We start from the raw sequence: 18998 nt of genomic DNA, 5'->3' as shown, positions 1-18998 counted from the left end.
GGGCAGCGTTGATCAGTTTGACCTGAGGTTTAGACCTCCTGTCGTGAACGCGCCTTGAATGAACCTCTATCGATGGGAGAGTCCGCGATGACAGACCGCCTAGAGCCGCAAGACCCGCGCAGCCAATATCCGCGTCCGCCGTTTTCAACCCCGACCCAGGAAATGCCGGGTCTGGTGACGAATATGACGCCTTTCCCTGATCATGGTGAAAAGAGCTACATGGGCACCGGTAAGCTTGCGGGGCGCAAGGCACTGATTACCGGCGGCGATTCCGGCATCGGGCGCGCAGTCGCAATCGCTTTTGCCCGGGAAGGTGCCGATGTCGCGATATCCTATCTGCCGGAGGAAGAGTCGGATGCCGAGGAAGTTGTTGCACTGATCGAGGCGGAAGGTCGCGTGGCGGTAGCGCTCCCGGGCGATATTACCGATGAAGCATGGTGCCGTGAACTGGTCGAGAAAGCCGTCAGCGACCTCAACGGGTTGGATATTCTGGTCATTAACGCCGCAAGGCAGCAATATCGCGAAGACATCGAAGAGCTCTCGACCGATGATTTCGACCGCACCATGAAGACCAATCTTTATGCATTGCACTGGATTGCGCAGGCGGCTGTTCCCTATCTGAAGCCGGGTTCGTCTGTTATCACCACCGCGTCCATCCAGGCCTATGAACCATCGGCCATCCTTCTCGATTATGCCACGACCAAGGCCGGTATCGTCGCCTATACCAAGGCGCTCGCAAAGCAACTGATCGAAAAGGGCGTGCGCGCCAATGCGGTAGCGCCAGGTCCGTTCTGGACGGTTCTTCAGCCGAGTGGCGGCCAGCCCGATGAGAAGGTGAAGAACTTCGGCAAGGACAGCGATTTCGGCCGTCCGGGACAGCCTGTGGAACTGGCACCTGTTTATGTGCTGCTCGCCTCGCAGGATGCGAGTTTCATCAATGGTGAAGTATATGGCGTGACCGGTGGGAGAGGTATTGCCTGAGGCAATCTTCGCTATTGCAGGGTGGTCTTTGAGGGTTTCGACATGAAACAGCAGTCAGAACGTTCAGACAAAGGCTTGAAAAACTTCGATGTCCGCGACCGGCTGATATTGGCGCTTTATGCGCAGTTGAAAGCGGAACGGCAGACACGCGAGGCCATGGAATGGGTCATTCGCAACGGTGGGCTGTCGCCGGAGGTACTGGAAGCCATGGCCTCCGATCCAGTACCGGTTCTGGCGCAAGACGACGTGCCGGCGATCGAGCGCATTCTCTCCGGTGGCGGACGCGGTGAAGCTTCCTTCCGTCACGCTGGTGAGGGGCGACGGCCATGAATCGCCGCGCGAGTTGGAAAGGGCATCTCTCATTTGCCGATTTCAACTGCGAGATCGGCCTTTATTCCGCGCTGACCTCGGCGGAGAAGATTTCGTTTAATATCGTCAACCGCAAGACCGGTCACCGCGTCGAGCGGCAATATGTCGACAGCGATACCGGCGAGCCGGTGCTTCGTGATGATCAGGTCAAGGGTTATGAACTCGACAATGGCGACCATATCGTCATCGAGGGAGACGAGATCGCAAAGCTGATGCCTGAAAGCGACAAGGTCATTCACGTCAAACACTTTCTGCCCTGTGACGAGATCGACAAGCTCTATTTCGACAAGTCCTATTATCTCGCGCCGACCGGGGAGGATGGCGAAGAGGCGCTGACGCTTCTCGCCAAGGCCATGGACGATGAAAATGTCGTGGCCCTCGGCGAAGCCGTGCTTTTCCGCCGTAACCGCATTCTGCTGATCCGCCCGAGCGGCAAGGCGCTTGTCGCCACCACACTGAATTTCAGCTACGAGGTTCGTTCGGAAACATCCGTCTTCAAGTCGATCCCCGATATCGAGTTCGACGATGAAATGCTCGAACTTGCCGGCCACATTATCGAAAAGCGGGCGGGTACATTCGATCCGGCCGATTATAGTGATCGGTATAATGATGCGCTGGCGGAATTGGTGAAAGCCAAGATCGAAGGCCGGGAAATCGCCAAGCCGCCACCGCGCAAGGAAGACAACATCATCGATCTCAAGGAGGCCCTGCGCCGCAGCGCCGGTGCCGGAGCAGGCAGCGGGAAAAAGGCCACGGCATCAGGCCGCAAGGCCTCGCGGAAAGCGAGCTGATCCATGGGATTGCAGACCTACAACGCCAAGCGCAGTTTCGACAAGACGCCCGAGCCCAAAGGCACAACGGCTGAAAAACCGGGATCGAGCTTCGTGATCCAGAAACACGATGCCCGCCGCCTGCATTACGATTTTCGCCTCGAAATGGACGGGGTGCTGAAAAGCTGGGCGGTGACGCGCGGCCCAAGCCTCGATCCTGAAGACAAGCGCCTTGCCGTACATGTGGAAGACCATCCACTGAACTACGGCGATTTCGAAGGCGTCATCCCCAAGGGACAATATGGCGGCGGCACTGTGATCGTCTGGGATCGCGGCATCTGGCAGCCGATTGGTGATGCCGGGAAAGGATATCGAAAGGGCCATCTGGAGTTCGAGCTCGAGGGAGAGAAGCTGAAAGGCCGCTGGCATCTTGTGCGCATGCACGGCAAGCCCGGAGAGAGCCGGGAGAACTGGCTGCTGATCAAGGGTGACGATGAGGAGGCGAGGCATAAAGGCGGTGCTGATATTCTCGAGGAAAGGCCGGAATCGGTAAAGACCGGCCGCAGTGTCGAGGAGGTCGCAAAAAAACCGGAAGACACCTGGAATTCAAAGCCGGTCTCGAAAAAGGCCGTCGCCTCGACATCCGGCCAGAAACAGGCACATGCGCTGCCTAAAGGAGCACGCAAACAGGCCTTGCCATCTTTCGTGCCGCCCGCACTCGCCAGACTGAAGCCGAAACCGCCGGAGGGATCACGCTGGCTGCACGAAATCAAATTCGACGGTTACCGCCTGCAGGCGCGAGTCGATCAGGGCAAACTTCAGCTGCTGACCCGCAGCGGGCTGGACTGGACGGAAAAATTCGGCGCCGCCGTGGCGGCTGCACTCACGGCGCTGCCGGCGGAAACGCTTTTGATCGACGGCGAAATTGTCGTGGAGCGCGACAGCGGCGCCTCTGACTTTTCCGCCTTGCAGCAGGATCTGAGCGAAGGACGCGACGACCGGTTCGTCTTTTATGCCTTCGATCTCCTTCATCTCGATGGCAGCGATCTGCGCGGTGCTGCCTTGAGTGAACGAAAGGCATTACTGGAAAAGTTGCTGCCGGCCGGCGACCCCCATCTCCGCTACAGCCAACATTTTGAGGAAAGTGGCGCGCTGGTATTGGACCATGCCTGTCGGCTCAGCCTCGAAGGCGTGATTTCCAAGGTCAGGAGCAGCAAATATGCGTCCGGCCGCAAGGGCGAATGGGTAAAGTCCAAATGTTCGATGCGACAGGAATTCGTCATCGGCGGTTATACAGTCTCCTCGGCGTCGGAGCATGCCATCGGCTCGCTGGCTCTCGGGGTCTATGAAAACGGTAAGCTGCGCCATGTCGGTCGTGTCGGTACCGGTTATTCCGGCGACGTCGCGGAGATGATATTTTCTCGTCTGAAGCCGCTGGAACGCAAGGACAGCCCCTTTGGCGACAAGCTGACCGCGCTTGCCCGCCGCGATCTCCATTTCGTTACGCCGGAACTGGTGGCGGAGGTGGAGTTTCGCGCTTGGTCAGGAGATGGCAATCTGCGTCATGCATCCTTCCGGGGTCTACGGGAAGACAAGCCGGCACGAGAGATCGAACGCGAGGAGAAGGCCGTGTCGGATAGCAATGCGCCGCAGTCGAAGATCAAGTTCACTCACCCCGACCGGCTTTACTGGCCGGATGACGGCGTGACCAAGGAGGGACTGGCCGACTATTATGCGCAGGTTTGGCGGCATATGGCGCCCTTTGTCGTCAACCGGCCGCTGGCGCTGTTGCGTTGCCCCGAGGGCATAGAGGGACAACGGTTTTTCCAGAAACACGCCTGGCGCGGCATCAACAAGGCGATTGAGCAGATCAAGGATCCCAAGGACAAGGGCGGCGAACCGCTGATCCGCATCACGGATTTCGATGGCCTGATGGCGCTCGTGCAATCCGCCGCGCTTGAAATCCACCCCTGGGGCGCGACCACCGCCAATTGGGAAAAGCCTGACATGATGACCATGGATATCGACCCCGGTGAGGACGTGGCCTGGGATGCGGTGATCGAGGCGGCGCAAGAACTCAAACGGCGCTTCGAAGATGTGGGACTGGCAGCCTTCGTCAAGACGTCGGGCGGCAAGGGGCTGCATGTGGTCTCGCCGCTGAAACCACAGGCAGGCTGGGCGCCCGTCAAGGCCTTCGCCAAAGCCATGGCCGCGGATATGTCGAAGGCCGAGCCGGAGAAATATCTCTCCGTCGCCACCAAGGCCAAGCGTCAGGGTCGCATTTTCATCGATTATCTGCGCAATGGCCGGGGCAATACGGCGGTCGCAGCCTATTCCACGCGGGCCCGGCCGGGTGCCGCCATTTCCGCGCCGCTGGAATGGTCGGAACTGACAGCCGAGATCGGCCCGGCGCATTTTACCGTCGATAATATCGGTGCGCGGCTCTCCGCCCTGAAGAAAGATCCGTGGGACGGCTTCTTTGCCGCCGCAGAACCGCTGCCGAAAAAGTCGCGCTGATCCTCAGCTTCGTTTTTCAGCGGCGATGCTCTTCTTCAGCGCATCCATGATGTTGATGACATTGCCGCCGGTCTTGGCCTTCGCGCCAGTCTTCTTCTTGGAAGAAGAGACTTCGTCTCCTTTGGACTTCAGCAGCGATTTGATCTTTTTCTGGATCGGGTCCTGCACCAGGGTCGGCTTCCAGCCGGTCACCTGTTTGCCGATGCGTTTTTCCATCGCCTGCAGCAAAGGCGTTTCGATTTTCATCTTCGGCTCCAGCGCGTCGATGCTTTCGCGCACTTCCTCGCCGTAATGCAGCGTCCAGAGAATGATGCCCTTACCGGAAGGTTCGAGCAGGACCGCCCTTTCGCGGCGATAGATCACCAGACGCGCGATGCCAAAGACCTCGTTCGCCTTCATGGCTTCGCGGATGACGCTGAAGGCTTCGGTGCCGATCTTGTCTTCCGGTCGCAGAAAATGCGGGCGATCATACCAGATCCAGTCGATCGACCCCTTGGGCACGAAGGTCTTGATATCGATGGTGCGGGTGCTTTCCAGCGCCACCGCATCGATCTCGTCATCCTCCAGCAGCACGTAATCGTCCTCGCCGCGCGGAAAACCCTTCACCTGATTTTTCGCGGCGACCGGTCTGTGGGTGACGCTGTCGACATAACGGCTTTCGACGCGGTTGCCGGTTTTACGATTGAGGATGTGGAAGGAGTATTTATTGCTCTCGGTGGTCGCGGGCGTCAACGAAACCGAGGCCGTCACCAGCGACAGCTTCAGATAACCTTTCCAGAAAACCTGCCGTGCCATTGTCTTGCGATCCGCTTCGCCATTCGTCTCCCGGGACAACAGCCGCAGGGCAGCTTTTGTTCCGGGAGAGTAGCAATCGGCAACGATCAGCCGAACAGTGACGTCAGTCCATAAACACCGGCGGAGATGAGCGCTGCGGCCGGCATGGTCACGACCCAGGCGATGACGATATTGCCTGCTAGCCCCCAGCGCACCGCAGAGACGCGGCGGGCGGCACCCACGCCAATAATGGCGCCGGTGATCGTGTGGGTAGTGGAGACCGGAATGCCGAGCCATGTGGCGCCAAACAGCGTCAGTGCGCCACCGGTTTCAGCGCAGAAACCCTGCATGGGGTTCAGCCGTGTGATCTTCGAGCCCATCGTGTGCACGATGCGCCAGCCGCCGAACAGTGTGCCGAGCGCCATGGCCGACTGGCAGGAAATCACCACCCAGAAGGGCACGTAGAAGCTCTCGCCGAGATGCCCCTGGCTGAAGAGCAGCACGGCGATGATGCCCATGGTCTTCTGCGCGTCATTGCCGCCATGGCCGAGCGAATAAAGCGAGGCGGAAATGAACTGCATGATCCGGAACGTGCGGTCGACCGCAAAAGGCGTCTGCCGCACGAACAGCCACGACACGGCAAGGACGAGAAGCAGTGCCAGGAAAAAGCCGATGGCCGGCGACATGAAGATGGCGCCGACGGTCTTCAGCAGGCCGGACCAGACGATGGAATTAAAGCCCACCTTCGCAAAACCCGCACCGACGAGACCGCCGATCAGCGCATGCGACGAGCTGGAAGGAATGCCGAAAATCCAGGTGACGATGTTCCAGACGATTGCCCCGATCAGTGCCGCAAAGATGACCTGCGGTGAAACGATGGCCGGATCGATGATGCCGGTGCCGAGCGTTTCGGCCACATGCAGGCCGAAGAACAGAAAGGCGATGAAATTGAAGAAAGCCGCCCATGCGACCGCATATTGCGGCCGCAGCACACGGGTGGAAACGATGGTCGCGATGGAATTGGCGGCGTCGTGCAGACCGTTCAGGAAATCGAAGAACAGCGCGATGGCGATGAGGCCGACAAGCAGCGGCAGGGCAAGTGCGACATCCATCAGACGTTCTCGATCACGATGCCGCTGATCTCATTGGCCACATCCTCGAAGCGGTCGACGACCTTTTCGAGTTCGCCGTAGATTTCGCTGCCGATCATATAGGCCATGGCATTGCCGTTCGCGCCATGGCGGCGGAAGAGGTCTTTCAGCCCCTGATCGTGGAGATCATCAGAGCGGCCTTCGACACGGGTCACCTCTTCGGCGATGGCGGAGAGGCGCTGCGCGTTCGCGCCGACCTTGTTGAGCAGCGGAATGGCTTCCGCGATGAGGCCGGCCGCGCGGACGATCTCGTGGCCCATCTCCTTCATCAGCGGGTCGAATTCGCTTTGTTCGAACAGGCGAATTGTCTTGACGGTCTTGTGCATCATGTCGATGGCGTCATCCATGGACTGGATGAGATCCTTGATGTCGCCACGATCGAAGGGCGTGATGAAGCTGCGCCTGACTGCAAGCAGAACCTCGCGGGTAATGTCGTCCGCCTGGTGTTCCAGCGCGACGATGAGGTCGCAGTTCTTCTCGACGTCGACGCCGCTCAAAAGATGATCAAGGGCTTCAGCCGCTTTGATGACGGTTTCGGAATGTTTGCTGAACATGTCGAAGAAACGGTCCTCGCGCGGCATCAGCTTGCGAAAAATACTCATCATGCGAATTGGCCCTCAATGGCGCTATATTAGTTGTTGGGGGTGATTGTCATAAAACTGTCATAAATGCACGCGGGGCATTGATGCAACCCGGAAAATCGGCACTATCAACGGATATGAAACCCGCCAAGAAACGTCGGCAGACCCGCCCGGCCCGTCCACTCACATTGCTTCAGCAGCTGGCTGCTGTTCCGGAAAAGCTCTTCACCGGCGCTTTCCGGCAGCAATATGCCGCGCTCTGCTTCCGTTATGTCGATGGCGGGACTATCGAAATCCTCCTCGTTACCTCCCGGTCCAGCGGACGCTGGATCATTCCGCGCGGCTGGCCGATGAAGCGCAAGAAGCCGCATCAGGCGGCGGCCATCGAGGCATGGGAGGAGGCGGGCGTGCGCGGCCGGGTGCGAAAGGAGGCCATCGGTCGCTATACCTATCTGAAGATGCTCGACAATGGCGATGTCGTGCCCTGCATGGTCGATGTGTTCCAGATCGAGGCGACTGAGGCTGATGCCAGTTTCAAGGAAAGTGGACAACGCGTTTCGGAATGGGTGCTGCCCGACGAGGCGGCAAGGCGCGTTCGCGACATCGAGCTGAAATCGCTACTGGTTGATTTCCGCCCGAAAGGCAAAAAGAAGCGGGAAGGCAGTGTCAAGCTCTAGCCGCAACCCCAAGGGTGGCGGATTTCTTCAGGTGGCGGCCGTCAGCTTCTGAAGACCACACTCGCGGACGATCTCGGAAATATGGGCGAACTGCGCCGAAAGCGGATTGCTCTTTCGCCAGACGATGCCAATGGTGCGGGATGGGCGCGGCTCCGCCAGACGGAACACCGAGACGGTGGATTGCCGCGTTTCCATATCGACCGCCATCTGCGGAATGAGCGTGACACCGATGCCCGCGCCAACCATCTGTACCAGCGTCGACAGCGAGCTGCCTTCCATCAGCACGCGCGGCGGTGCATTCGTGGTGCTGCAGAAGGAAAGCGCCTGGTTGCGGAAACAATGGCCTTCCTCCAGAAGCAGCAGGCGCATTTCGCCCAGCTTGTCGGCGCTTGGCACAGGCATGCCGGCATCCTCCATCGGTCGCACCAGAATGAATTCCTCCGAAAACAGCGGCACTTCTTCCAGCGCGGGCTCCGAGACCGGCAACGCGACGATTGCCATGTCGAGCCGGGCTTCGAGAAGGTCTTCAATGAGCTTCTGCGTTACCGCCTCGCGCGGGCGCGCTTCCAGTCCGGAATAATGCCGGGTCAGCGTTTTGATCACCTGCGGCAGAAGATAGGGCGCGACGGTTGGAATGACACCGATGCGCAGGCGGCCACTGAGCGGGCCATGACCTGCGCGCGCCAGATCCTGCAATTCGTCCACCGAACGCAGGATTGCCCGGGTGCGCTCGGCAAATTCTTCACCCAGCGCCGTCAGCCTGATCTGGCGGCTACCACGTTCGACGAGCGGCGCACCGATCAATTCCTCCAGTTCCCGGATCTGTAAAGATAGTGCAGGCTGGGAGATGGCGCAGGCTTGCGCGGCGCGCCCGAAATGGCCGATTTTGGCCAGCGCATCAAAATAACGGAGATGTTTCATGGAGAGGGCAATCATAAGCTCAGCATATCGCAGCCTTTAGAATATACAATTGGAAATTATGGAACCCGACTGTTAGTCATCTTCATGACAGAAAGAAGCTGTAGCTGTGGATGATCATCGGCATCGCAGCGGGTCGTTTGAGACCTGCCGCCGCCTCTGGCTCGGAATGCTGCACATGTCGAACTGATAATTTGTTTAATTGCTAAACCCATCGGAGGGCGAAATGGACGCAACTTCAAAACCGGCTGGCAAGTGTCCCGTCATGCATGGAGGCAATACGGCCTCCGGTAAATCGGTGACCGAATGGTGGCCGAACGCGCTGAACCTCGACATCCTGCATCAGCACGACACAAAGACCAATCCGCTCGGCACCTCCTTCAATTACCGGGAAGCGCTGAAGACGCTTGATGTCGAAGCCCTCAAGGCCGATCTGCGTGCGCTTATGACGGACAGCCAGGAATGGTGGCCGGCCGACTGGGGCAGCTATGTCGGCATGATGGCCCGCGTTACCTGGCACGCGGCCGGTTCCTATCGTGTCACCGACGGTCGCGGCGGCGCCAACACCGGCAACCAGCGTTTTGCACCGCTCAATTCCTGGCCGGATAATGTCAACACCGACAAGGGCCGCCGTCTGCTGTGGCCGATCAAGAAGAAATACGGCAACAAGATTTCCTGGGCCGACCTCATCGCGCTCGCCGGCACGATCGCTTATGACGTCGCGGGTCTGAAGACATTCGGTTTCGCCTTCGGCCGCGAAGACATCTGGGCACCGGAAAAGGACACCTATTGGGGTGACGAAAAGGAATGGCTGGCGCCGAGCGACGGTCGTTATGGCGACGTGAGCAAGCCCGAGACGCTGGAAAACCCGCTTGCCGCCGTGCAGATGGGCCTCATCTACGTCAACCCGGAAGGTGTCAACGGCAAGTCCGATCCGCTGGCGACGGCGGCGCAGATGCGCGAAACCTTCGCCCGCATGGGCATGGACGACGAAGAAACCGTTGCCCTGACGGCCGGTGGACACACCATCGGCAAATCGCATGGTAATGGCAGCGCTGCCAATCTCAGCCCCGATCCGGAAGCTGCTGGCCCGGAATATCAGGGCCTCGGCTGGATCAATACCAAGGGCCGCGGCATTGGCCGTGACACCGTGGTGTCGGGTATCGAAGGCGCATGGACAAGCGAACCGACCAAGTGGGACAACGGCTTCTTCGACATGCTGTTCAAGCACGAGTGGACCCTGACGCACAGCCCGGCCGGTGCATCGCAATGGGCGCCGATCACCATCGCCGAAGAAGACAAGCCTGTTGATGTCGAGGATGCGTCGATCCGTACCATCCCTATGATGACCGATGCCGACATGGCCCTGAAGGTCGATCCGATCTACCGCGAGATTTCGCTGAAGTTCAAGGACGATCAGGACCATTTCTCTGATGTCTTCGCCCGCGCCTGGTTCAAGCTGACGCATCGTGACATGGGGCCGAAGTCCCGTTACATCGGCCCGGATGTTCCCGCTGAAGACCTGATCTGGCAGGATCCGATCCCGGCAGGTTCCACGAGCTACGATGTTGTTGCCATCAAGGCGAAGATCGCCGCTTCCGGCCTTTCCGTTGCCGATCTGGTTTCGACCGCATGGGACAGTGCCCGCACCTTCCGTGGTTCGGACAAGCGCGGCGGCGCCAATGGCGCGCGTGTTCGTCTCGCACCGCAGAAGGATTGGGAAGGCAATGAGCCCGCCCGTCTTTCCCGCGTGCTTTCGGTTCTGGAGCCGATCGCCCGCGAAACCGGTGCAAGCATCGCCGATGTGATCGTTCTGGCTGGCAATTACGGCGTGGAGCAGGCTGCGAAAGCGGCCGGCTTCGATATCGCCGTGCCATTCGCGGCCGGTCGTGGTGACGCATCCGCCGAACAGACGGATGCCGACAGCTTCGCGCCGCTTGAACCGCTGGCGGATGGTTTTCGTAACTGGGTCAAGAAGGATTATGTCGTCAGCCCCGAAGAACTGCTGCTGGATCGCGCGCAGCTTCTGGGCCTCACCGCGCCGGAACTCACGGTCCTCATCGGCGGCTTGCGTGTCATCGGCGCCAATTACGGCGGTGCGGCGCACGGCGTCTTCACCGACAAGCCCGGCGCGCTGACGACGGACTTCTTCACGACGCTGACGGACATGGCCTATTCCTGGGTTCCGACCGGCAACAATCTCTATGAGATCCGTGACCGCAAAACCGGTGCAGCCAGATATTCGGCAACCCGCGTCGATCTCGTGATCGGCTCCAACTCCATCCTGCGCGCCTATGCCGAAGTTTATGCGCAGGACGACAACAGGGAAAAATTCGTGCCTGACTTCGTCGCCGCCTGGACGAAGGTGATGAACGCCGACCGTTTTGACCTTCTGTAAGAAAAGTCCGGCTGTTTAAGAATAAACACCTCCCCGAAAAATCGGGGAGGTGTTTTTCGTTCTATCGACCGCCAAGGCGCAACGTTTGCCGTGACGGCGCAAGATTGCTGGACGCCTTATAGGCCCGCATTATCTTGTTTGCGCAGGACGGTTTTCCTATCGCCGGTTCGAGGACGGAACCGATTTGCCGGCCGGGGTTTTTCCGGCGTCTGGCGACGGGGCTTTGCCGTCCTTCTCGTTTTCATGCGCGTCCGGCCCAGCCACGATCACGCCACGGCCGTGCTCTTCGCGCTTCTTGTCTGCAAAGTCGCCCGGTTCCTTCTTGCTGTCCATGGTAATCTCCGTTGTTGCACTTCTGTCAGGAGTTCAACGGCCGTCATGAGCAGAGGTTCCAGCGCGGTCGCCGCAGCGAACGTTTTACTTTATAACAATCTTTGCTATTAACATGAATTGATAAGTCATGTTAATAGGGCGGAGCGCGTTGACTGTCGTGGTGCGCGCGTCTTTTCATACGCTGACCCCAGACCCGACAACCGGACGGTACCCGCATTGAGTTTCTGGCATTCCATGACCTGGCACACGGAAGGGATCAGCGTCACTGCGCCGGTGAAATGGCGCCAGTTTGACGGACTGGTCAGTGCTTTCTGGGAAGCGGAAAGCCAGATGGGAGCCAAGGGTTATTATCTGGCCGCCGATCCGCGCATCATGATCTTTTTCAACGATGTTTCCTCTCGCATCAGCATGTCCAACTGCAATGGTGAATTTACCAACCATTCGCGGCCGATGACACGGGCGGTTTATGTGCCCGCCGGCGTGCCGATGTGGACGAGCAGCAGCGCCACGCATCGGTTCTCGCATCTCAACCTGCATATTCACAAGGACCGGTTGTTGCGCTTCCTGTCACCCTCGGTCGGCAGTTCCGCGGCGATGACGGCGCTACGCCGGCCGGTCGAGATACAGGACATCGGTTCGGTGGAAACCCTTGCCGGCCTGCTTGTCGATGAGCTCTGCGAACCCTCGAAACATGCGGTCTATGCGGAAAGTCTTGTCGGCAGCATCGTTGCCGGCCTGCTGGATATTCCCGGCCCTGCGCCGGAGCAGGCCAATGGCAGGCTGACGCAAGCGCAGTTGAACAAGCTTCTTGCCCAGGTCGAAAAACGTGGTGACGACCGTATGACGGTTGCCGAGATGGCCGATATCGTCGGGCTTTCGGAAAGCTGGTTCGCCACCGTATTTCGCCAGACCACCGGCAAGACGCCGCTGCAATGGCAATTGGAGCGGCGCATCAATGCCGCCCAGAAACTTCTGCTGGAAGGCGATCTGACGGTGGCCGATATCGCCGCCCAGCTCGGCTTTTCCGATCAGGCCCATCTGACCAAGGCTTTCCGCCAGTCCGTGGGCAACACTCCCGCCGCCTGGCGACGTCTGCACAAGCTGCTTTGACAGGACGAGATCGGTGTCTTGATGCGGGCTCGTCAGATCCTCGGGATAAACTTAAGGATGACATGATGCGTTAGGAAATATAAGCAATATTTTGAAAAATATTGCTTATATCGATTTTTACCACGTTTTTCGCAAGGTCACGGAAAACGCCCGACCGGGATTATAAAAGTCAGCGCCGAACCCGCCATAAGAGACGTGTTTTTCGTTGAAGATGTTGGAAACATTGACGTCCAGCGAGGCGGTTTCCTGAATCTTGTAGCTGAACGCGGCATCCACGGTCACGCTGCTTCCGGTTTCGACCTTGTTGGCATTGTCGAAATAATAGGCGCCGGTGTAGCGGCCGCCGAGACCGAAGGTCATGTCGCCGAAATGGTCGTTGCCTGCAAGCGTATAATTGACCCACAGCGAGGCCTGATGCTCTGGCACGAATTGCGGCCGGTTGCCGACATTGCCGCCGGTACCGTTTTCCGTGATTTCCGCGTCGAGATAGGAATAGGCCGCCGTCAGGCTGAGATTGTCGGTCACTTCCGCCTTGGCTTCGAGATCGAGACCGCGCACGCGCACCTCGCCGATGGTCGTGGGCAGGCTCGTGATCGGGCTGGTGACGGTGATGTTGTTTTTCTTCAGATCGTAGATCGAGGCGGTGAACAGGGCCGGGAAAGCGTCCGGCCGGTATTTCACGCCGAGTTCGATCTGCTCGCCGCGTTCGGACTCTACCGTCAGGCCGGATGCGGGCACTACCGATTCGGCATAGCTGATATAAGGCGCGATTTCGTTGGTGATCTTGTATGACACGCCGATGCGCTTGGTCAGTTCGCTGATGTCGCCGCTTGCCTTCGTGCCATTCAGCCGATTGGTCTGCTCGGTGTCGATCCAGTCGTTGCGCAGGCCGGCGCTGACGATCAACCTGTCGAAGAAGGTGAAGTCCTGCTGGAGATAGATCGCCTTGGTCTTCTGGTCCGTCAGGGAGTCGGCATAGAGCGGCACGGACGCGGGTGCGCCGGTATAGACCGGGCTCATCCAGTTGATGCTCGGCGCAGCACCGAAGTAGCTTTTGCTGCCGGAGGTGTAGTCATTGTAGAAGACGCCGACGAGGCTGCGGCTTTCGACATTCTCAAACCGCGTGTCATATTGCAGGCGTGTGTCGATCAGGAAGTTTTCGGTCTCGGTGTCGTTTCCGAAATAGGACCGGTTGGCAATGGTCGAACCGTTGGTCGGTGTCGACGAGATATAGGCGTAACCGAAGTCCGTATTCGCTTTGCTGTAGCGCGCATTGGAACTCAGGGTCAGACCCGAGCCGAAATCGTGGTCGAACATCACGCTCAGCGAATTGCGGTTCGTGCCGCGATAATTGTAGTCCGGTTCGCCGAAGAAGCGGCTCCGGTCGAAATGCGAGCCGACGGGATGGCCGCCTCCGCCGGGAACGCCATCCTTGTTGAGATGATCGTAAACCACGGTAAGGCTGGTAACGTCCGTGGGACGCCAAGTCAGGCCGCCCATGAAGAATTTCTCGTCGTCGCGGGAATAGTCATATTCCGCATCGGCATTTCTGAGCTTGCCGGTCAGACGATAGGACAGCGTGTCGTCGCTGGTGATATTGTCGCCAAAGTCAAAGCCGGTTTCGGCGCGGCCATAGGAGCCGCCGGTGACATAGGCTTCACCGAAACGGGTGCGTTTCGGCACCTTGGTGGAATAATTCACCGAGCCGCCGGGATCCGAGACGCCAAAGGTGGTGGAATTGCCGCCCTTCAGCACTTCCACGCGCTCATAGGCATAGGTTTCTTCGCGCAGCGCGCCGAAGGGACGGCCAAGCGTCAACCCGTCGCGATAGGTATAGGCGTCGAAACCGCGAATCTTGAAATAGTCGAACCGGTCGTCGGAGCCGTAAAAATCTGTGGTCACGCCAGCGGTATATTGCAGCGCCTCTTCCACGCTCTGGACGCCGCGCTGCTGCATTTCCCTGGCGGTGATGACGGAAACGGAGGCCGGTGTGTCGAGAATATCGGTCGCCATCTTGCTGCCGCTCGTCGTGCGGGTGGCGACAATGGACTTCTGGTCATTGTCGCCGCTTTCGATGGTGATGCGCTCCAGAACCGTGCTGCCGCCCGTATTGGCAGCTTCCTGCGCCAGCAGGGAGCCGGGCAGGGTAGCGACAAGCGCCGTGCAGGCAAGCAGCGCCGCATCCTGATAATGACGTCGCGCGGTTTTGCGGTGTCTGCCTTCGGTTTCGATATTCATTGGTATGTTCCAGACCTTGATGCCCCGATCGCCGCTTGCACGGCCCACTCTCGAAGCGCCCAATAACTTGAGAAAGTTTGTCCGGTATTGTAACTTTTTGCGGTTTTGTACAAAACCCCGGAAATTTCACCGCTGTTGCGACGCCATTTCCTGCCTGGGCTTGACGGGGGCAATTGAAGCTGAGAGTTCAAGTCCACTTTTGAACTTTTGAGAGCTCGCCAATGCTTTGCCCGTTCCGCTGCCTCGTGCCGGTATTTGTGCTTTTCCTGTCGATGATCGCGCCGAATATGGCCTCGGCGGAGCAGACAACCCGCTATCCCATCGTCATCAAACATGCGTTCGGCACGACCACGATTGCGAAGAAACCGCAGCGGGTAGCGACTGTCGCCTGGGCCAACCATGAGGTGCCGCTGGCGCTCGGCATCGTGCCTGTCGGTTTTGCGGCGGCCAATTTCGGCGATGATGACGGCGATGGCCTGCTGCCATGGGTGGCAAAGCGGCTCACCGAACTCGACGCGGCAAAGCCTGTTCTGTTCGACGAGGGTGACGGTATAGATTTCGAGGCCGTGGCGGCGACGCAGCCGGATGTTATCCTTGCGGCCTATTCAGGCCTGAGCCGGTCCGACTACGATACGCTGAGCCAGATCGCCCCTGTCGTCGCCTATCCCGTTTCTCCCTGGGCAACGGACTGGCGCGAGATGATCCGGCTGAACAGCGCCGGGCTTGGCATGGTTGCGGAAGGTGAGGCGCTCATCAAACGCATCGAGGGCGAGATTGCTGAGGTCGTTGCCGTCCACCCGCAGCTGAAGGGCAGGTCGGCGATGTTCGTCACCCATCTCGACGCCACCAATCTCAGCGTCGTCAATTTCTATACGGCCAACGATACCAGGGTGAAGTTTTTCGCCGATCTTGGGCTTGCCTCGCCGAAAAGCGTCTTGGAGGCGACGAAGCCGGGACAATTCGCCGCCGGCGTCAGCGCCGAGCGTGTGGATGCCTTTGACGATGTCGATATCGTCGTGACCTATGGCAGCGAGCCGCTGCTGAATGCCATGCGGGCCGATCCGCTGCTCGCGCGCATGCCAGCCGTTGCCAACGATGCGATCGTCATGCTGGGCCGCGATCCGCTTGGCACCGCCTCCAATCCCACGCCGCTGTCGATTTCGTGGGTGTTGAAGGACTATGCCGATCTTCTGGCAAAGGCTGCCGACAAATCTTCCGGGAAATCGCAATGACAATTTCCGGGCCCGGCAATGCGACGGCCGTGCTGCTCGCCGGCCGCTCCAACCGCGTCCGAACGGCCTGGCTCGGCGCGGTGCTGGCGCTTCTCGCACTGCTTTGTGCTCTCTCCGTCGCCATCGGCACGCGTGACGTCTCTTTCGCGGATATTGTTGGTGGGCTCAGCGGCCGTGTCGAGACGGTTGCCGAGGCGGCGGTTGCGGTGCGCCTACCGCGCACCCTGCTCGCGCTCCTTTCCGGGGCCGCACTCGCGCTGGCCGGGGCCATCATGCAGGGCGTTACCCGCAATCCGCTTGCCGATCCCGGCATTCTCGGTGTGAACATGGGGGCGTCGCTCGCCGTCGTCATTGGCATTGTCTGGTTCGGCATCGCCACGGCGCAGGCCTTCATCATGGTTGCGATTGCCGGGGCGGGGGGATCTGCGGTTTTCGTTTATGTTGTCGGTTCGCTCGGGCGAGGCGGGGCGACACCGCTGAAACTCGCACTTGCGGGTGCTGCCACCTCCGTCGCCTTTTCCTCGCTCGTCATCGCCGTCGTGCTGCCACGCAGCGATATTGCTGGCGGCATCCGTTCCTGGCAGATCGGCGGCGTCGGCGGGGCGACTTTCGAGCGCATCGAGACCGTGCTGCCCTTTCTGGCCGCCGGCTTCATTATCAGCCTGCTTTCGGCGCGCAAGCTGAATTCTCTGGCGCTTGGAGACGAACTCGCCGCCGGGCTTGGCGAGAATGTTGCGGTGGCCCGAGCCGTAGCCTCCTTCGGTGCCATTCTGCTTTGCGGTGCGGCTACCGCCATTTGCGGGCCGATCGGTTTTGTCGGGCTGGTGGTGCCGCATCTTTGCCGCCTGCTCGTCGGGGTGGACAATCGCTGGCTTTTGCCGTTCTCGGCACTTGGCGGGGCGTGCCTGCTGCTTGCCGCCGATATTTTAGGGCGCATCGTGGCGCGGCCGTCGGAACTGGATGTCGGCATCGTCACCGCCCTTGTCGGTGCGCCTTTCTTCATCTGGATTGTCAGACGCCAGAGGGTGCGTGAATTGTGACCATATCCGCTCCCGTCATCGAAAATCTCGTCTTCAATCGCCATACACGTCAGCGCCGACGTCGCCTTGTCATCGCCGCCCTGTCGGTGATCCTGATTGCCGCTTTCGCAACAACGCTGATGCTCGGGCAATCCTTCACGCCGCCCGGCGATGTCATCCGCGTTCTGCTGGGGGACGATATTGCCGGCGTCACTTTCACCGTCGGGCAGCTGCGCCTGCCGCGCGCGCTGCTTTCGGTTATTGCTGGCCTGAGCTTCGGGCTTGGCGGCGTCGCCTTCCAGATCATGCTGCGCAATCCGCTCGCCAGCCCCGATATTATCGGCATCAGTTCCGGTGCAAGTGCGGCAGCCGTTTTCGCCATCGTCGTTTTGCAGATGAGCGGGCCGCTAATCTCGGTCTTCGCCGTCACCGCCGGTCTTGGCGTCGCGCTTCTCGTCTATCTCCTGTCCTTCCGCAACGGCGTGGCCGGCACGCGGCTGATCCTCGTCGGCATTGGCGTTTCAGCCATGCTGGAAAGCTTCATCGCCTATATACTCTCCGTTGCGCCGGCATGGACATTGCTGGAGGCGATGCGCTGGCTGACCGGCAGCGTCAACGGCGCGAAAATCGCGCAGTTGCTGCCGCTCCTCATCGCGCTCATCCTGTTCGGCGGCGTGCTTCTCAGCCGGGCGCGTGATCTGGAAGCGTTGAGACTGGGTGACGACGCCGCCGGAGCGCTCGGCGTGCGGGTGGGTCGAACCCGCATCATCGTCATCATCGCCGCAGTCGGCATGATCGCTTTTGCAACGGCGGTCTCGGGTCCCATCGCGTTTGTCGCTTTCCTCTCCGGGCCGATTGCGGCGCGCATCGTCGGCAGCAACGGCTCGCTGCTCCTTCCTGCGGCGCTGGTTGGGGCGGCGCTGGTGCTGGTGGGCGATTATTGTGGCCAGTTCCTGTTGCCGGGCCGTTACCCGGTCGGCGTCGTTACCGGCGCGCTCGGTGCGCCCTATCTGATTTACCTTATCGTGCGGGTCAACCGCAGCGGAGGCTCGTTATGACCGGCCACTCCCTTTCCGTGAACGGCCTGTCGGCCGGTTACGGTGAAAACCTCATCATCGAAGGGTTGGATCTCACCGTTCCACGCGGCAAGATCACCGTCATCGTCGGCGCCAATGCCTGCGGCAAGTCCACCTTGCTGCGCAGCATGTCGCGCCTCATTACGCCACGCGCCGGTCAGGTTCTGCTCGATGGAAAATCGATCCATCGTCTTGCCTCCCGCGATCTCGCACAGCGAATGGGCCTTTTGCCGCAATCGCCGATAGCGCCGGAGGGGATCGTGGTTGCCGATCTCGTCAGCCGTGGCCGGCACCCGCATCACGGCCTGTTCGCCCGCTGGTCGCGGCAGGACGACGAGGCCGTCGCCGCAGCCCTTGTCGCCACCGATACGGTGGAACTGGCCGAGCGGCCGGTGGACGAGCTTTCCGGCGGCCAACGGCAACGCGTCTGGATCGCCATGGCGCTCGCTCAGCAGACAGACATATTGCTGCTGGATGAACCGACCACCTTCCTCGATATCAGCCACCAGGTCGAGGTGCTGGATCTTCTGACCGACCTCAACCACGCCCGCGAGACCACCATCGTCATGGTGCTGCACGACCTCAATCTCGCAGCCCGTTATGCCGATCATCTCGTTGCCATGAGGGACGGGAAGCTGCATGTGTTCGGCACGCCGGAAGAGGTGCTGACGGAAGAGAATGTCCGTCACGTCTTCGGCATCGAAAGCCGGGTCATCGAAGATCCGACCTCGGGCAAGCCGATGATGCTGCCAATCGGGAGGCGTCGAACGGTGGCGGGGTGGTAATAGCTGTATCTCTTTGAGATACGGTTCTGTTGACTTCCGTGCGTATCGGTTTATGATACCAACATCGCG

At 59.8% G+C, this 18998-nt stretch carries 17 protein-coding genes; 11 read left to right on the top strand and 6 right to left on the bottom strand.

Going from position 1 to position 18998, the window contains the following annotated elements:
• The first annotated feature begins 87 nt into the window (after nt 1-87).
• The 4 genes from NYR50_RS15470 to ligD are packed head-to-tail and all read left to right on the top strand — an operon-like array spanning nt 88 to nt 4637.
• Entirely contained in the window at nt 88-981 is an 894-nt protein-coding gene (locus NYR50_RS15470; protein ID WP_418137496.1) for an SDR family oxidoreductase, read from the top strand.
• A gap of 42 nt (nt 982-1023) precedes the next feature.
• Complete coding sequence (locus NYR50_RS15465) at nt 1024-1311, top strand: hypothetical protein (RefSeq protein WP_092773770.1); 288 nt, start codon at nt 1024-1026, stop codon at nt 1309-1311.
• On the top strand, nt 1308-2141 hold the full coding sequence (locus NYR50_RS15460) for a Ku protein (protein ID WP_174021777.1): 834 nt from the start codon (nt 1308-1310) through the stop codon (nt 2139-2141). Before NYR50_RS15465 ends, NYR50_RS15460 begins: the two co-directional genes overlap by 4 nt.
• A gap of 3 nt (nt 2142-2144) precedes the next feature.
• Entirely contained in the window at nt 2145-4637 is a 2493-nt protein-coding gene (gene ligD, locus NYR50_RS15455) for a DNA ligase D (protein ID WP_418137495.1), read from the top strand.
• A gap of 3 nt (nt 4638-4640) precedes the next feature.
• Here the strand turns inward: ligD and NYR50_RS15450 are convergent, their stop codons facing one another.
• From NYR50_RS15450 to NYR50_RS15440, 3 genes are all read right to left on the bottom strand, one after another.
• On the bottom strand, nt 4641-5432 hold the full coding sequence (locus NYR50_RS15450; protein WP_418137494.1) for a Ku protein: 792 nt from the start codon (nt 5430-5432) through the stop codon (nt 4641-4643).
• An 86-nt stretch (nt 5433-5518) separates the two neighbouring features.
• Nucleotides 5519-6523, bottom strand: a complete 1005-nt coding sequence (locus NYR50_RS15445) for an inorganic phosphate transporter (RefSeq protein WP_418137493.1) — start codon at nt 6521-6523, stop codon at nt 5519-5521.
• Nucleotides 6523-7167 carry a DUF47 family protein gene (locus tag NYR50_RS15440; RefSeq protein WP_418137492.1) on the bottom strand — a complete coding sequence of 215 codons (645 nt, stop codon included), beginning with the start codon at nt 7165-7167 and terminating at the stop codon, nt 6523-6525. Before NYR50_RS15440 ends, NYR50_RS15445 begins: the two co-directional genes overlap by 1 nt.
• Nucleotides 7168-7280: 113 nt before the next feature.
• On the opposite strand from NYR50_RS15440, the gene NYR50_RS15435 reads away from it, so the two are divergent.
• Nucleotides 7281-7820, top strand: coding sequence for an NUDIX hydrolase (locus tag NYR50_RS15435; RefSeq protein ID WP_418138253.1), 540 nt, complete (start codon nt 7281-7283; stop codon nt 7818-7820).
• Between the two features lie 27 nt (nt 7821-7847).
• On the opposite strand, the gene NYR50_RS15430 is transcribed toward NYR50_RS15435, so the two are convergent.
• The gene (locus NYR50_RS15430) at nt 7848-8756 is read right to left on the bottom strand and encodes a hydrogen peroxide-inducible genes activator (protein ID WP_092773756.1); all 909 of its coding nucleotides are present in this window, start codon (nt 8754-8756) and stop codon (nt 7848-7850) included.
• A gap of 208 nt (nt 8757-8964) precedes the next feature.
• Between NYR50_RS15430 and katG the strand changes: the two genes are divergently transcribed.
• Nucleotides 8965-11136, top strand: a complete 2172-nt coding sequence (gene katG, locus NYR50_RS15425) for a catalase/peroxidase HPI (RefSeq protein ID WP_418137491.1) — start codon at nt 8965-8967, stop codon at nt 11134-11136.
• Between the two features lie 156 nt (nt 11137-11292).
• On the opposite strand, the gene NYR50_RS15420 is transcribed toward katG, so the two are convergent.
• Complete coding sequence (locus NYR50_RS15420) at nt 11293-11469, bottom strand: hypothetical protein (protein WP_418137490.1); 177 nt, start codon at nt 11467-11469, stop codon at nt 11293-11295.
• Nucleotides 11470-11685: 216 nt separating this feature from the next.
• On the opposite strand from NYR50_RS15420, the gene NYR50_RS15415 reads away from it, so the two are divergent.
• Nucleotides 11686-12579, top strand: coding sequence for a helix-turn-helix domain-containing protein (locus NYR50_RS15415; RefSeq protein ID WP_418137489.1), 894 nt, complete (start codon nt 11686-11688; stop codon nt 12577-12579).
• A 117-nt stretch (nt 12580-12696) separates the two neighbouring features.
• On the opposite strand, the gene NYR50_RS15410 is transcribed toward NYR50_RS15415, so the two are convergent.
• Nucleotides 12697-14817 (bottom strand): TonB-dependent siderophore receptor, encoded by a 2121-nt coding sequence (locus tag NYR50_RS15410; protein WP_418137488.1) that lies wholly within the window; start codon nt 14815-14817, stop codon nt 12697-12699.
• Nucleotides 14818-15038: 221 nt separating this feature from the next.
• Between NYR50_RS15410 and NYR50_RS15405 the strand changes: the two genes are divergently transcribed.
• Genes NYR50_RS15405 through NYR50_RS15390 form a run of 4 tightly spaced genes read left to right on the top strand, consistent with a single transcriptional unit; the run spans nt 15039 to nt 18929 of the window.
• Nucleotides 15039-16049 carry an iron-siderophore ABC transporter substrate-binding protein gene (locus NYR50_RS15405; protein ID WP_418137487.1) on the top strand — a complete coding sequence of 337 codons (1011 nt, stop codon included), beginning with the start codon at nt 15039-15041 and terminating at the stop codon, nt 16047-16049.
• Nucleotides 16046-17089, top strand: a complete 1044-nt coding sequence (locus tag NYR50_RS15400) for a FecCD family ABC transporter permease (RefSeq protein ID WP_418137486.1) — start codon at nt 16046-16048, stop codon at nt 17087-17089. Before NYR50_RS15405 ends, NYR50_RS15400 begins: the two co-directional genes overlap by 4 nt.
• On the top strand, nt 17086-18126 hold the full coding sequence (locus tag NYR50_RS15395; RefSeq protein ID WP_418137485.1) for a FecCD family ABC transporter permease: 1041 nt from the start codon (nt 17086-17088) through the stop codon (nt 18124-18126). The genes NYR50_RS15400 and NYR50_RS15395 overlap by 4 nt, the downstream gene beginning before the upstream one ends.
• On the top strand, nt 18123-18929 hold the full coding sequence (locus NYR50_RS15390) for an ABC transporter ATP-binding protein (RefSeq protein WP_418137484.1): 807 nt from the start codon (nt 18123-18125) through the stop codon (nt 18927-18929). Before NYR50_RS15395 ends, NYR50_RS15390 begins: the two co-directional genes overlap by 4 nt.
• Nucleotides 18930-18998 lie beyond the last annotated feature (69 nt).

It is taken from the genome of Agrobacterium sp. El2ro-1b (assembly GCF_048298475.1).
Classification (GTDB): Bacteria; Pseudomonadota; Alphaproteobacteria; order Rhizobiales; family Rhizobiaceae; genus Agrobacterium; species Agrobacterium fabrum.
The sequence above is the reverse complement of the archived record's forward strand: the minus strand, read 5'-3'. Positions and strand labels throughout refer to the sequence as shown.